Genomic DNA, 14,648 nt, shown 5'->3' on the forward strand with positions numbered 1-14,648 from the left:
CATCTGTCGAAAGGCCTGCCGCCCGCTCGTCGGGCAGACAGGTTATCCGGAGGAGCGGAAAATGAATGAGCGGTATGGTTGGGTCATCGTGGCGGCGGGCGCGCTGATTACGTGCGTGGCGATGGGGGCGATGTTCGCCCTGCCGGTCTATCTGCAGCCGATTGCCGAAGAGACGGGCTGGACGCGGGCCGGCATTTCGGGCGCCATGACCGTGGGTTTCGTGGTCATGGGCATTGCCGGGTTCGGCTGGGGCACGCTCAGCGACCGGATCGGGGCGCGGCCTGTCGTGCTCATGGCATCGCTCCTTTTGGGAGCCGGGCTGGTGCTGGCCAGCCGCGCCACGGATCTCCTGGTGTTTCAATTTGCCTATGGCGGAATGGTCGGAGCGTCGGGCGGGGCGTTCTTCGCCCCGATCATGGCCACTGCGGTGGGCTGGTTCGACAAGCACCGGAGCCTGGCCGTGTCGCTGGTTTCGGTCGGCGGCGGTGTTGCGCCAATGGTGGGCACGCCTTTTGCCAGCGTGTTGATCAGCAATTTCGGCTGGCGCAGCGCCATGCTGGCCATCGCCATCGGCGCCGTGGTCCTGCTCATTCCGGCGGGCCTGCTTATCCGCCGGGCCCCGGCCATGCTTGAAGAGGCCGTTGCCGCAAATGGTCCGGGACCGGAAGGGCGGGTATCGTCGCCAGCGGTCAAGGCTTTGCGCACGCCGCAATTCATCGTGCTCGCGGCGACCTTTTTCCTCTGTTGCGCCGCCCATTCCGGGCCAATCTTCCACACGGTCAGCTATGCCATGATCTGCGGCGCCTCTTCGCTGGCGGCGGCGAGCATCTATAGCGTGGAAGGGGTGGCGGGGCTTTTCGGCCGGTTGATCTTCGGCGTTCTGGCCGACCGGCTCGGTGTCCGCCGGGTGCTGGTGGCGGGTCTGGCGCTGCAGGCCATCGGTATCTACAGCTATATTTATGTGACGCAGCTGAATCAGTTCTACATGCTCGCGGTGGTGCTGGGCATGGCCTATGGCGGGGTCATGCCGCTCTATGCCGTGCTGGCGCGCGACTATTTCGGGCCCCGCGTCATGGGGACGGTGCTGGGCGCGGCGACCATGACCTCGAGCATCGGCATGGCCTTCGGCCCGGTTGGCGGCGGGTGGCTTTACGATACTTATGGCACCTATCACTGGCTTTATATCGCTTCGGCGGCGGTGGGCGTGGCAGCAGCGGGCATGGCGCTGGCGTTTCCGCCGCCCCAGCGGGACCAGGATGACAGGCCGGGCGCGGCGCAACCTGCCTGAGCGAGGCGAAGCACTCTATTTACCAAGCGCGGACCGGCCGGTCCGGGAACGGGCCGGCGTACAAAAGCATTAACGTCTTGCCCTCTATAGGGGATCGGGGTCGTACGCACGGCCCTGGGGCGTGGAAACCCCAAGTATGCCGGTTGGTGCTCGCCGTTTCGAGCACCCCAACCCTGATCTCATGGTCGGGGAGCCGCGGGCGCATGTCCAGGTTCTCGAACTAAAGGCTCACGGGACCGGGCATACTCGGTTTTCCAACTCCCCGATCATTGGGGGTCAGGAAAGGACAGCGGGGGCGTACCGCAACAGTCCTTTGCCTGGGTCGGGCCGAACAAGCCTTTTCAGTCTCCCGCAGAATGGGTCTGCCAGTCATGGCGGGCAAGGTGGAGAAATGTGCGGGTGCCCTGCGGCGCTCGCCAATTGTGCTGGACGCTTGATGGGTCGATATCGTGACACTGGCAGCCCTGCCGGACATATCCTGCACCCTGGCTAGGGCAGGCCAGCGGCCCCATGGCGCGATCCACGACACACCTCTCCCAACATCACCCGCATCGGCGGGATTAAAAAAATAGCAAACAGCCATGATGACTGTCCTCAATTGCGTCCTTTACGAACACAATATCTGGCTGGTGCTGGTCGCGGCGCTGGTGTGCCTGGCCGGGTCTTCCGCCACGATCCGGCTGTTCAGCCGCGCCGCCAATACCACCGGATTGCAGCGGGCCGGCTGGCATTTCCTGACGGCGGTGGCGGCGGGCTCATCGATCTGGTGCACCCATTTCATCGCCATGCTGGCCTATGATCCCGGCGCCCCGGTGGGGTTCGATCCGGTCATGACCATTGTTTCGCTGCTGATCGCCATGGTGGGCGTGCAGCTGGGTTTCGTGCTGGCGGCCAGCGGGCTGACGCGGCTGGCGCCGGCGCTGGGCGGGGCCGTTGTGGGTCTTGCCATCGTGGCGATGCATTATACGGGGATGATGGCCTATCGGGTGCAGGGCATCATCTCCTGGGAGATGAATTACCTGGTCGCTTCGATCCTTCTGTCGGTGGTGCTGTCGGCGCTGGCCATGCATCTGGCGATGCGCCGGGTTGCGGGGAGCGATAAATATTGGGCTACCGGGGCGCTGGTGCTGGCGATTGTGTGCCTGCATTTTACCGGCATGACCGCGTTCCGCGTGTCGCCCATGCTGATCGAGGGGTCGTTTTCCAATCCGGCCGCCTTGCAGGCCCTGGCTCTGGCGGTGGCGGGCGTGGCCCTGGTCATTCTGGGGGCGGGTGTCGCCAGCTATCTCATCGATGACAGCATGCGCGCCGAATCCTATGAAAAGCTGCGCCAGATGGCCATGAGCGACAGTCTTACGGGCCTGCCGAACCGGGCCAGTTTCAACGATCACCTCGACCACGAACTGGATTGGGTGGCCGATACCGGGGGCAAGGTGGCCCTGATCGGCATCGATCTCGACCGTTTCAAGGAAATCAACGACCTGCGTGGCCATGCCATTGGCGATGAGGTGCTGCAGGTGCTGGCGCGGCGGATGACCAAGCTGTTGGGCGAGGGCGAATTCATCGCCCGGCTCGGCGGCGACGAATTTGCCGCCGTGAGCCGCATGCGGGGCCGGGGCGAGCTGGCCGATTTCCTGTCGCGGCTGGAGGCGAGCCTGTTCAAGCCGATCCGGCTCGACGATTTCGAGGTGATTCCGGGCGCCAGCCTGGGTGTCGCCATCTACCCGGATGATGCCGCGAGCAAGGAAGCCCTGGTCAACAATGCCGACTTGGCCATGTATCGCGCCAAGGCCGATATCGCCCGGGCAGTCTGTTTTTATGAGCGATCGATGGACGAGATCGTGCGGGCGCGCCGGAACCTGGCGAGTGAATTGCGCGAGGCGCTCGAGGCCAATCAACTCGATATCCACTACCAGGTGCAGACCTCGATCTCGACCGGGGAGATCCGCGGCTATGAGGCGCTGCTGCGCTGGGAGCATCCGCAGCGCGGATTTATCGCGCCGGCCGAATTCATCCCGCTGGCCGAGGAAAATGGGCTCATCCTGCAGATGGGCGAATGGATCTTGCGCACCGCCTGCGCCAGGGCGGCGTCGTGGGAGCCGCCTTACAAGGTGGCGGTCAATCTCTCGCCGGTGCAGTTCGTGCATACCGACCTGCCCAAGCTGGTGGCCGATGTGCTGGCCGAAACCGGGCTGGCGCCGGAGCGACTGGAGCTGGAGCTGACCGAATCGACGATCTTCGCCGATAGGGAGCGGTCGCTTTACATGCTCGGCCAGATCAAGGCGCTGGGGGTCAATATCGCGCTCGACGATTTCGGCACCGGCTATTCCTCGCTCGATACCCTGCGCGCCTTCCCCTTCGACAAGATCAAGCTCGACCGCTCCTTCATGAGCGAGGTGGAATCGAGCCCACAGGCCAAGGCCATTATCCGCGCCGTGCTGGCGCTGGGCAAAAGCCTCGATATTCCGGTCTTGGCCGAGGGCATCGAGACCCATGGGCAATTGGCATTGCTGACGAGCGAAGGATGCGATGAAGCCCAGGGGTATCTCCTGGGCCGGCCCGCGCCGCTGCAGCAGATCATCACCAGCGGCCAGCTGACGCTGGCGGGAGGGGATGTGTCGGGGCAGGCGGTGGTGACGGTGCGCGCCGAGGATATCGCGGTGAGCCTCGTCGCCCGCTCGGCCTGAACCCGTTTTTCAGACCGGTTCGGATTCCTTCTCGCGCGTCACCCAGGCCCGGTCCCGCCATTCCCGCACGGTGATGGCGATGCGTTCAGGCGTTATGGTGATGATGTTATAGGCATTGGGCTCGCCCCGCAGCCGGGTCGATATGGTCGAGGAAGCCTGGGCAACCAGGATGGGGGCCACGGCCGATTTCCTGAGGCCGGTCGGCGCCCCGTGCCCGGTCGTGCCCTCGGCCTCGTGCTTGCGCACATAGGACAGATGAAAGTGACCCGAGAGCACGAGCCTGACGCCGAGCCGGGCGAAGGTTTCGAGCGCTTCGTCGGCCCGCTTCACCCGTTTGGTCTTTTGCAGCATGGGCTCGGTGGGAAAGAGCAGGGGGTGATGCGCTACCACCACCCGGATCGCATCGGGCGATGCCCTGGCGAAGCGGGTTTCGAGGTCTTCGAGCTGGTCGCGGGAAATGGTGCCGTGGCCCCAATTCCATTCGAGGCGCGCCCGGCGCGACGTGCGCATGCCCAATAGCGCCACGCCCTGCATTTCGAGGAAGGGTTCGAGGTCCTGGGCGATGTAGCGCCGGTAAAGCCCATAGGGATTGAGGAAGCGGCGCAGGACATTGACCGCCGGCACGTCATGATTGCCCGGGACGGCAAAGATCGGGCTGTGCAGGGTATCGAGAAAGGCGCGGGCGGCGATGAATTCCCGGCTGCTGCCCACCTGGGTAAAGTCGCCGCTGATGACGACGAGATCGGGCGCGATGCCGGCAATGTCGGCGGCAAGTCCGGCGGCTGCCGCGGGGTCGTGATGGCCGAAATGCAGATCGGAAAGGTGGACGAGCTTCATGCTGGCAGCGCCTGATCGGGAGGCGGCGCCTCGGCCAGGGCAGGGGGCGCCAGCACGGTCAGCGCCTTGGGACGGATGGTGAAATGCAGCGGCGTCGCCAGCGTCTCGATCTCGCCGTCAAACATCACCTTGAGTAGTCCCTTGTGGCTGTCGATGGTCACGGCACCAACACTTTCGACCTGCAAAGCTTCGTCCTGATGCCAGCGGCCAACCAGCATGCCGCTGGTGAGGCGGACGAAATCGACGAAACCGAACCGTTTTAGAACGTAAAGCGTGAGGGTGCCACCATCGAGCCGCTCCCGGGCGAAAAACCGCCCGAAGCCCTCGTCATAGGAATTGCTGGCCACCGCCACGGCCTGCACACGCTCCACCCTGGGCTGGCCGGTATCGCCGGCATCTATGGCAATGGCGATGCGGCGGTTTCGCGCCAGGCGGCGGAAGAAATAGCGCATGAACCCCACCTTGGCCGAAACGCCGGGCATGGTGCGGATATGCTCGCGCCCGGCGGCCATGCCGGGGATCAGGCCGATAACGACCTTATGGAGGAAAAACCGGCCATTGACCTCCCCGACATCGATCTGCTGCTCGACGCTCTGGGCGAGGGCGGCGACGGCGGCTGATGTATCGAGGGGAATGCGGAGGTCCTTGGCCAGCGCATTGACGGTGCCCAGCGGCAGGATGGCCAGCGATTTGCCGCTGCCGAGCATGGCCCCGCCGAGGGCGGTGATGGTGCCGTCGCCGCCGGCGGCAACGATGGTATCGGCAGGGCTGGCCAGCGCCTGTTCGATGCGTTCGGCCATGGGCCGGCTCGCATCGGCATCGATATGCGCGGCAAGCCCCTGGCTGGCAAACATCTGGGCAAGCGCGGCCTCGGTAATGCCGGTTGCCAGGGCCGTTCCGGCATTGGCGTTGAAGATGACGTGATAGGTTCGTGCGGTCATGCCGTTCACAACAAGAAGAGGCTCTTGGGACAAGTAACGGCGCGGTGAGGCCTTTGGTTCAGCCTTGTGCCGGCAATGGCCTGCCCTATGTGTGGAACATGGACGAGGCGGCGGGCGTTTGCCGCCGACACCGGAGAGGATTTCGACATATGCTGCAAAACCTTGTCCGCACTCGCCAATACCAGGCCCTGCGTGATTTCGTTAAAGCCGAGGCGCTGCTGCTGAGTGGCATTGTGGTGGTCAGCGGCCTGGTGCTGGGCTTTCTGCGGCTGGCCGACGAAATGCTGGAAGGCGAAACGGAGGCCTTCGACCGCGCCATCCTGATGCTGTTTCGCGACCCGGCCGATATCGACCGCGTCATCGGGCCGCCCTGGATGCAGGAAATGGTGCGCGACGTCACGGCGCTGGGGAGTTTCGCTTTTCTGGGCCTATTGGTCAGCGGGGTCGTGATCTATCTGTTCCTCGCGCGGATGCGCGGCGCGGCCTTTTTGGTTTTGACTTCGGTGCTGGGGGGGACCTTGCTCAGTACGCTGCTCAAAATGAGCTATGATCGTCCGCGCCCGGACCTGACGACAATGTCCCACCAGTTCACGGCAAGCTTTCCCAGCGGCCATGCCATGCTGTCGGCCGTGACTTTCCTGACGCTTGGCGCCATCCTGGCTCAGCTGGCGCCGACCCGCGCCTTGCGGATTTTCAGCATTGGCGCGGCGATCTTCCTGACGCTGATCGTGGGCACCAGCAGGCTCTATATGGGCGTGCATTTTCCCAGCGATGTGCTGGCCGGCTGGTGCCTGGGCGCGGCCTGGGCATTGGGATGCAGCCTCATCGCCTTCTGGTTGCAGCGGCGCGGCAAGGTCGAGCAGTCCGGCCCGGCATCCTAGCGCAAATAGCGCTCGGGCCCGAGGTCGGTCATGTCGATCTCAGGCGTCTTGCCGGCAATGAGGTCGGCAATGGCGCGGCCCGAGCCGCAGGCCATGGTCCAGCCCAATGTGCCGTGTCCGGCATTGATGAAGAGATTGGCCTGTTTGCCGCGCCCCAGCACCGGCGTGCCATCGGGCGTCATCGGCCGCATGCCGGTCCAGAAGCTGGCGGCCGCCGTGTCGCCGGCACCGGGGAAAAGGTCATTGACGCAATAGGCCAGGGTTTCGCGGCGCTTGGGGTTGAGCCTTGTATTATAGCCGGACAGCTCGGCCATGCCGCCGACCCGGATCCGGTCGCCCAGGCGGGTAACGGCGATCTTGTAGCTTTCGTCGAGCACGGTCGAGACCGGAGCCTTGGCCGCATCGCTGATCGGGGCGGTTATCGAATAGCCCTTGACCGGGTAGATGGGCAGTTTGAGGCCCAGTGTCCTGGCCATAAGCGGGGTGAAACTGCCCATGGCGAGCACATAATGGTCCGCGGTCAGCGTGCCGGCATCGGTCTTGACCGAGGTGATGCGGTCGCCCTGCTGCTCGATGGCCTGGATCGTGGTGTTGAAGCGGAAGTCGACGCCCAGGGCCCTGGCCATCTCGGCCAGCCTGTTGGTGAAGATGAAGCAGTCGCCGGTTTCGTCATGCGGCAGGCGCAGCCCGCCGGCAATGGTGGCAGTGGAATTGGCGAGGCCCGGTTCGGCCGCGATGCAGCCGGCGCGGTCGAGCACCTGGTAGGGCACGCCATATTGCTCGAGCACCTCGATATCCTTGTGGGCGGCATCGACCTGTTTCTGCTCGCGAAAGAGCTGCAATGTGCCCTGCATGCGTTCGTCATAGGCAATGGCCGTTTCGGCGCGCAGGGCGATGAGCATGTCGCGGCTATATTCGGCAATGCGGACCATGCGGGCCTTGTTGATGGCGTAGGCCTTGCTGGTGCAATTGGCCAGCATGCGCAGGCCCCATTCGATCATGGCCGGGTCGAGCGAAGCGCGCAGAATCAGCGGCGGATGGGTCATCATCAGCCATTTGACCGCTTTTTGCGGAATGCCGGGCCCAGCCCAGGGCGAGGCATAGCCTGGCGAGATTTCCCCGGCATTGGCGAAGCTGGTTTCGAGCGCCGGGCCGGGCTGGCGGTCGATGACCGTGACCTCGTGGCCATCCCGGGCCAGGTAGTAAGCCGTGGTGGTGCCGATGACGCCGGAGCCGAGGATGAGGATTTTCATGACGAGGGTTCTTCACGATGCAAATGTTGACCGACACTATCGGGCGGATCGGGGATGTCGATGGAAAAACTGCCATACACGCAGTGTCGCCTGATTTGGTTAGTCTAAGGTCGGGTTTGCGGTGGGGGGAGCGCTGTTCCATACCCGTGCGCCAGCTAGAAACCGACGTCCTGGGGAGGAGTTACCGACATGTCCACCGATACCAATAGCCTGCATGATGCGGCGCTGCACTTTCATGAATATCCGCGTCCGGGCAAGCTTGAGATCGTGGCGACCAAGCCCCTGGCCAATACGCGGGATTTGTCGCTGGCCTATTCGCCTGGTGTCGCCATTCCCTGCGAGGCAATCGCGGCCGATCCGCAGGCGGCTTACAAGTACACCGCCAAGGGCAATCTGGTTGCCGTGATCTCCAATGGCACCGCCGTGCTGGGGCTGGGCAATATCGGGGCGCTGGCCAGCAAGCCGGTGATGGAAGGCAAGGCGGTGCTGTTCAAGAAGTTCGCCGGCATCGATTCCATCGATATCGAGGTCAATGAGCAGGACCCCAAGCGGTTCATCGAGATCGTGGCGCCGCTGGAGCCCAGCTTTGGCGGGGTTAATCTAGAAGATATCAAGGCGCCGGAATGCTTTGAGATCGAAGAAGCGCTGCGCGAGCGGATGAATATTCCGGTGTTTCATGACGATCAGCACGGCACCGCCATCATTGTCGCCGCGGCGGTGATCAACGCGATGAAGCTGGTGGGCAAGGATATTGCCAAGGTCAAGATCGCCACGTCCGGCGCGGGTGCGGCGGCCATTGCCTGCATGAATATGCTGGTGGCGGTGGGGGCCAAACGCGAAAATATCTGGATCGCGGACTCCAAGGGGCTGGTCACCAAGAAGCGGGACAATTCGGTCGATCGGTGGCGCGGGGCTTTTGCGCAGGATACCGATAAGACTGAGCTCAGCGAAGTCATGGCAGGCGCCGATATTTATGTCGGGCTGTCCAAGGCCGGGGCGCTCAAGCCCGAGATGATGAAGGATATGGCGGCCAATCCGCTGATCCTGGCGCTCAGTAATCCCATTCCCGAAATCATGCCGGAACTGGCGCGCGAGGCGCGGCCTGATGCGATGATCTGCACGGGGCGTTCGGACTATCCCAACCAGGTCAATAATGTGCTGTGCTTCCCCTTCCTGTTCCGGGGAGCGCTGGATTGCGGGGCGACTGTTATCAATGAGGAGATGAAGGCCGCGGCGGCGCATGCCATTGCCAGGCTCGCGCATGAGCCGGGGCTGGAGGCTTCGGCGCATGGCGTGCCGGCGATCTTTGGGCCGGAATACCTCATTCCCAATCCGTTCGATCAGCGGCTGATCCTGCGCATTGCGCCGGCGGTGGCCAAGGCGGCGATGGAGTCCGGGGTGGCGCAGCGGCCGATTGCCGATTTTGCCGCCTATCGCGATAGCCTTAATCGCTTCGTGTTCCGCTCCGGCATGGTGATGAAGCCGATGCTTGAGCGGGCGCAGGGCGAGGGCAAGCGCATTGCCTTTGCCGATGGCGAGGATGAGCGCGTGCTGCGCGCCACCCAGGTCATGCTGGAAGACGGCATTGGCCGCTCGATCCTGATCGGGCGACCCTCGGTGATCGAGCAGCGCATCGAGCGCTTCGGGCTGACGCTCAAGGCGGGGCGCGATTTTGATGTGATCAATCCCGAGGACGATCCGCGCTACCGCGATTATGTCGCGCTATTCCACGAGATTACCGGCCGCAAGGGCGTGACGCCCGACACGGCAAAAACCATTGTGCGCACCAATACGACGGTGATCGGGGCGCTGGCCGTGCGGCGGGGCGAGGCGGATGCCTTGATCTGCGGCTTGCAGGGCCGGTTCATCAAGCATGCGCGCGATATTCAATCGGTGATTGGGCTGGCGCCATACAGTTCGCAATTGTCGGCGCTTTCCATGCTGATCATGAATCGGGGCGTGTTTTTCCTCGCCGATACCTATGTGAATATCGATCCGAGCGCCGAGGAGATCGTGGCGATCACGCTGCAGGCGCGCGACCATCTCAAGCGCTTCAATATCGAGGCGCGGGCGGCTTTGCTCAGCTATTCCAATTTCGGCTCGCGCGATGGGGCGACCTCGGAAAAGATGCGCGAAGTGTTCGAGCGGTTGCAGGAGGTCGCGCCTGATCTCGTCGTCGATGGCGAAATGCAGGGCGATCTGGCGGTGAATGCCGAGCTGCGCGAGCGCTATGTGCCCAATTCGGTGCTGAAGGGTGAGGCGAACCTGTTGATCTTCCCGAACCTTGAATCGGCGAACCTGTCGATGACGCTGCTCAAGGAGCTCAATAATGCGCTGCCGGTGGGGCCGATCCTGATGGGCACCAAGCAGCCGGCGCATATTCTGGCGCCGTCGGTGACCAGCCGCGGCGTGGTCAATATGGCGGCGATTGCCGCGACCGAGGCGCTGGACGTGGCGAACGCGTAGGTAGAGGACCACGATGCTGTCCCCTCCCCCAGGGGGAGGGGACGATAGGGCTGATGGATGCCCGCCCGGCCTGATTGGCTATGCCTTGCCCTGGCCGATGGCCCAGGTCACGCCATGGGGGTCTTTGAGCTGGCCATAGGTGTCGCCCCAGAACTGCACTTCGAGCGGCATGGTGACGGTGGCGCCGGCGGCGACGGCCCGGTCGAACCAGCTTTTGGCGTCGTCGACCTGCAAATGCAAGTTGTAGCCCTGTGGCGCGACGGCCGGGAAGCCGTGTTCGGGGAAGAAATCGGAGAGAAATAGCGGCGCGCCGTTGATCTCGATATGGGCGTGCATCACGCGCGGATCGTCGCTACTGGCCGCATTGCGGTCGCGTTCAATGGCGCCGAAGGCCTTCTTGTAGAATTCGATGGCATCGGCGACGCCATCGACATTGATATAGGGGGTAAGGCCACTGGTGGCTGGTGTGTCGGTCATGCTGATCCTCCTCCAAAAAACTAGTCATGCAAGCACGACGAGCCGAAGGCGGCCAGTCAGACAGCGGGCCCAAAATATTCCGTCAGGCCCCGATCTGGCTGGGCTTGAAGATCGCCAAGGGGCGGATTTCATAGGCGCCCATGCCGGGATTGGCCCGGGCCAGGTCCTTGGCGAAGTCGATCGCCTCATCGAGCGTGTCGCAATCGGCAACGAAGAAGCCGAGAAACTGTTCCTTGGTTTCGGCAAAAGGACCATCGATGACGAGCGGTTCGCCCGAGGTCTTGCGCAATGTGGTGGCGGCGCTCGTGGGCTTGAGCCGGGCGACCGGACCGAGCTTGCCCTTGGTCTTCATGGCATCCTCGACCTGGGCCAGGCGAACCATGCAGGCATCGTCCTCCTCCTTGCTCCAGGTGGCGACGGCGTTTTCGTCATTGTAACACAGCACGGCATACAGCATGGCCCGGTTCCTCCTCGGCGGCTCGGTGTGCGACTATGCGCAAAACCGGCAAAGGCTCCAGTCCTTTTTGATGCCGGGGGCGCATTGACCCGACTCTGATTGCGCTCTAGCCCTAACTGTCCGCGCAGCGCGCTGACGTGTCGGAGGGAAACGCATATGGATTATCGCTATCTCGGCCGCTCGGGCCTCAAGGTTTCGGTGCTGACCATGGGCACGATGACCTTTGGCGGTTCGGAAAAGGTGGGCCATACGGCCCAGGCCGACGCGACACGGCAAATCGATCTGTGCCTCGATCACGGCATCAACCTGCTCGACACCGCCAATGTCTATAATGCCGGGGTCTCCGAAGAGATGATCGGGGTGGCGCTGAGCGAGCATGGCCGGCGGCAAAAGGCTTTGATCGCGACCAAGGTGCGCTTCAGGATGGGCGATGGGCCCAATGAGGTGGGGTTGAGCCGCCATCACATCGTCGCCCAGGCCGAAGCGAGCTTGAAACGGCTCAAGACCGATGTCATCGATCTCTACCAGGTGCACGAATGGGACGGGATGACGCCTATCGAGGAGACGATGGAAGCGCTCGATACGCTCGTGCGGCAAGGCAAGGTGCGCTATATCGGCTGCTCGAATTATTCGGGCTGGCACATCATGAAGGCGCTGGCGGCGGCCGACAAGAATCATGGCCAGCGGTTCATCTCCCAGCAGATCCACTACACATTGCATTCCCGCGAGGCCGAATATGAGCTGGTGCCGATCAGCCAGGACCAGGGCCTGGGCATTCTGATCTGGTCGCCGCTGGCCGGCGGCCTGCTGTCGGGCAAGTATCGCCGCGACGGCGGGCCCGATGCCGGCCGCCATGTCGGCGGTTTCCGCGAGCCGCCGGTCGATGACTGGGACAAGCTTTATGACATTGTCGATGTCATCGTCGCCATTGCCCGGGAACGGGACGTGTCGGGCGCGCAGGTGGCGCTGGCCTGGGCGCTGGGGCGGCCAGGGGTGACCTCGGCCATTATCGGGGGGCGTAGCGAAGCCCAGTTCCGCGACAATCTGGCGGCGGCTGAACTCAAGCTCAGCGCCGAGGAACGGGCAAAGCTCGATGCGGTCAGCAGGCCGCCGCTGCTCTACCCCTATTGGCACCAGACTTTTACCGCCAATGACCGGCTCGGTCCGGCGGACCAAGACCTGCTCTCAACCTATGTGGAAGATTTCAAACGTGGCTGATTTCCTGTTCGAGCCCTATGCGCCGGTAAGTGTTCCCATTGCGCGGGGCGGGCTGTTCGCGGTGCGGCGCATCTATTGCGTGGGCCGCAATTATGCCGAGCATATCCGCGAAATGGGCAATGACGTGCGCGACCCGCCGTTCTTTTTCGCCAAGCCGGCCGATGCGGTCGTTGTGGGAGGCGCCAGCATACCCTATCCGCCGCAGACCGAGGATTTCCACCACGAGATCGAGCTGGTCGTGGCCATCGGCAAGGAAGGGGCAGATATTCCGGTCGATCAGGCGCTGACCCATGTCTATGGCTATGCGGCCGGGCTCGATATGACCCGGCGGGACCTGCAGGCCGTGGCCAAAAAGGCCGGGCGGCCGTGGGAAATGGCCAAGGCGTTTGATCATTCCGCGCCTATCGGCACGATCGAGCCGGCCAGCGAGATCGGTCACCCCGCCAAGGGCGCGATCACGCTGTCGGTCAATGGAGTGGTGCGCCAGAAGGGTGATCTTTCCGAGCAGATCTGGAGCGTCAGCGAGGCCATTGCCTATCTCAGCGGGTTCGTGACGCTGAAACCGGGCGATCTCATCATGACCGGCACGCCGGCAGGCGTGGGGGCCGTGGCCAGGGGTGATGTGCTCGAAGGGGCGATCGAGGGCGTGGGTAGCGTGCGGACCACGATCGCCTGATGCCGGTCTGGTCGCCCCAGCAGGATGCGGCGCTGGTCGCCGTGTCCAATTGGCTCAAGGACCGCGACGGCCCGCAGGTGTTCCGCCTGTTCGGCTGGGCCGGAACGGGCAAGTCGACGCTGGCCGTGCATCTGGCGCAGGACGTCAAGAGTGTCAAATATGCCGCCTTTACCGGCAAGGCCGCCTTGGTCATGCGCAAGCGCGGCTGCAAGGGCGCCCAGACCATCCATAGCCTGATCTATACTTTGGTCAGCGAAAAGGAAGGCGAGCCGCGTTTCGTGCTCGACGATGAATCCCCGGCGGCCGATGCCGATCTCATCGTCATCGATGAAGTCTCGATGGTGGACGAGCAATTGGGGCGGGACCTCCTGTCGTTTGGGGTCAAGGTGCTGGTGCTGGGCGATCCGTTCCAATTGCCGCCGGTGCAGGGCGCGGGCTTTTTCACTGCGGACGAGCCCGATGTCATGCTGACCGAAATTCATCGCCAGGCGGCGGATAATCCGATCATCGCGCTGTCCATGCAGGTGCGCGAAGGCGGCCATATCGAGCGCGGTCGCTATGGGGAGAGCCTGGTGGTGGGGCGCGACGAGGTGGATCGCGACGCGGTGCTGGAGGCCGACCAGGTGCTGGTGGGGCGCAACAAGACGCGCCTGCAATATAACGACCGGTTGCGCGAGCTGCGCGGCCTGCCGTTTCACGAGCCGGTGGTGGGTGACCGCATGGTGTGCCTGCGCAACAATGCGCGCAAGCGCCTGCTCAATGGGCAGATCTGGATCGTCACCGATGTCAGCCGCAAGGCCAATGGCAAATATTCGCTGCTGCTGGGGGCCGATGAGGGCAAGGGCGAGGCCAAGGTTTTGACGCACAAGGCGTTTTTCTCGGGCGAGGAAGATGCCATGAGCTGGCCCGAGCGGCGGCAATATGACGAATTCACCTTTGGCTATTGCCTGACCGTCCACAAGGCGCAGGGCAGCCAATGGGACAATGTCTATCTGTTCGACGAGAGCTTCGTGTTCCGCGAGGAGCGGGCGCGCTGGCTCTATACCGGTATTACGAGGGCCGCCGAAAAGATCACGGTGGTATCGTGAGCGATCAGCCGGCGCTGATCTTGAGTTCGCGGATCAGCTCGCCTTCGAGGATGAAGGTAAAGACGCTGTCGCCGGTGAAGAAGGAACTGGCCCAATGGGTATCGAGCGAGATGCGGTCCGCGCCTTGCGCGATGACTTCGCCATAGTTCAGGACGCCCTTGGCGCCGATCAGCTCCTTGGCGCTCCAGCCCAGAATGGCCTCGTGTCCGCCAAAGCGGCGGCCCCAATCTTCCACCACGCCATCGGCGGGGAAGAGAGCGATGAAGGCGGCGGTATCGCCGGCATTGACGGCGCTGCGGAAAGTCTCGAGAGCGGCAGGCAAAGGGGTATCCGGCATGGTCCCTCACAAGGCGCGGCAGCGCCATAACAAAGCCAAACT

The 14,648-nt window shown here is 63.5% G+C and carries 13 protein-coding genes; 7 read left to right on the top strand and 6 right to left on the bottom strand.

Features of this window, described 5'->3' with window-relative positions; genetic code table 11:
- Positions 1-61: 61 nt before the first annotated feature.
- Entirely contained in the window at positions 62-1,288 is a 1,227-nt protein-coding gene (locus tag QQL79_RS17645; protein WP_284393086.1) for an MFS transporter, read from the top strand.
- 581 nt (positions 1,289-1,869) lie between these two features.
- Entirely contained in the window at positions 1,870-3,975 is a 2,106-nt protein-coding gene (locus QQL79_RS17650; protein ID WP_348523188.1) for a putative bifunctional diguanylate cyclase/phosphodiesterase, read from the top strand.
- 9 nt (positions 3,976-3,984) lie between these two features.
- On the opposite strand, the gene QQL79_RS17655 is transcribed toward QQL79_RS17650, so the two are convergent.
- Both QQL79_RS17655 and QQL79_RS17660 read right to left on the bottom strand, forming a co-directional pair.
- Positions 3,985-4,812, bottom strand: a complete 828-nt coding sequence (locus tag QQL79_RS17655) for a metallophosphoesterase family protein (RefSeq protein ID WP_284393087.1) — start codon at positions 4,810-4,812, stop codon at positions 3,985-3,987.
- Complete coding sequence (locus QQL79_RS17660; protein ID WP_284393089.1) at positions 4,809-5,753, bottom strand: diacylglycerol/lipid kinase family protein; 945 nt, start codon at positions 5,751-5,753, stop codon at positions 4,809-4,811. The genes QQL79_RS17655 and QQL79_RS17660 overlap by 4 nt, the downstream gene beginning before the upstream one ends.
- Positions 5,754-5,902: 149 nt before the next feature.
- On the opposite strand from QQL79_RS17660, the gene QQL79_RS17665 reads away from it, so the two are divergent.
- A complete protein-coding gene (locus QQL79_RS17665) occupies positions 5,903-6,634 on the top strand; it encodes a phosphatase PAP2 family protein (protein WP_284393091.1) in 732 nt (243 codons plus the stop codon).
- Here QQL79_RS17665 and QQL79_RS17670 read toward each other — a convergent pair.
- Positions 6,631-7,887: a D-amino acid dehydrogenase gene (locus tag QQL79_RS17670; RefSeq protein WP_284393092.1), complete on the bottom strand. Its 1,257-nt coding sequence runs from the start codon at positions 7,885-7,887 to the stop codon at positions 6,631-6,633. The genes QQL79_RS17665 and QQL79_RS17670 overlap by 4 nt on opposite strands.
- Before the next feature lie 189 nt (positions 7,888-8,076).
- Here QQL79_RS17670 and QQL79_RS17675 point away from each other — a divergent pair, with 189 nt between their 5' ends.
- Positions 8,077-10,353 carry an NADP-dependent malic enzyme gene (locus QQL79_RS17675; protein ID WP_284393094.1) on the top strand — a complete coding sequence of 759 codons (2,277 nt, stop codon included), beginning with the start codon at positions 8,077-8,079 and terminating at the stop codon, positions 10,351-10,353.
- 78 nt (positions 10,354-10,431) lie between these two features.
- On the opposite strand, the gene QQL79_RS17680 is transcribed toward QQL79_RS17675, so the two are convergent.
- Positions 10,432-10,830, bottom strand: coding sequence for a VOC family protein (locus QQL79_RS17680; RefSeq protein ID WP_284393096.1), 399 nt, complete (start codon positions 10,828-10,830; stop codon positions 10,432-10,434).
- A gap of 82 nt (positions 10,831-10,912) precedes the next feature.
- Positions 10,913-11,287, bottom strand: coding sequence for a YciI family protein (locus QQL79_RS17685; protein WP_284393098.1), 375 nt, complete (start codon positions 11,285-11,287; stop codon positions 10,913-10,915).
- A gap of 156 nt (positions 11,288-11,443) precedes the next feature.
- On the opposite strand from QQL79_RS17685, the gene QQL79_RS17690 reads away from it, so the two are divergent.
- From QQL79_RS17690 to QQL79_RS17700, 3 genes are read left to right on the top strand one after another with little or no spacing between them, the layout of a single operon-like run.
- Complete coding sequence (locus QQL79_RS17690) at positions 11,444-12,505, top strand: aldo/keto reductase (protein WP_284393099.1); 1,062 nt, start codon at positions 11,444-11,446, stop codon at positions 12,503-12,505.
- Entirely contained in the window at positions 12,498-13,181 is a 684-nt protein-coding gene (locus QQL79_RS17695; RefSeq protein WP_370461261.1) for a fumarylacetoacetate hydrolase family protein, read from the top strand. The genes QQL79_RS17690 and QQL79_RS17695 overlap by 8 nt, the downstream gene beginning before the upstream one ends.
- Positions 13,181-14,269 carry an ATP-dependent DNA helicase gene (locus tag QQL79_RS17700; RefSeq protein WP_284393100.1) on the top strand — a complete coding sequence of 363 codons (1,089 nt, stop codon included), beginning with the start codon at positions 13,181-13,183 and terminating at the stop codon, positions 14,267-14,269. The genes QQL79_RS17695 and QQL79_RS17700 overlap by 1 nt, the downstream gene beginning before the upstream one ends.
- A 4-nt stretch (positions 14,270-14,273) precedes the next feature.
- Here QQL79_RS17700 and QQL79_RS17705 read toward each other — a convergent pair whose 3' ends face one another.
- Positions 14,274-14,606, bottom strand: a complete 333-nt coding sequence (locus QQL79_RS17705) for a Cif family virulence factor (protein ID WP_284393102.1) — start codon at positions 14,604-14,606, stop codon at positions 14,274-14,276.
- Positions 14,607-14,648 lie beyond the last annotated feature (42 nt).

The organism is Devosia yakushimensis (assembly GCF_030159855.1).
Taxonomy (GTDB): Bacteria; Pseudomonadota; Alphaproteobacteria; order Rhizobiales; family Devosiaceae; genus Devosia; species Devosia yakushimensis.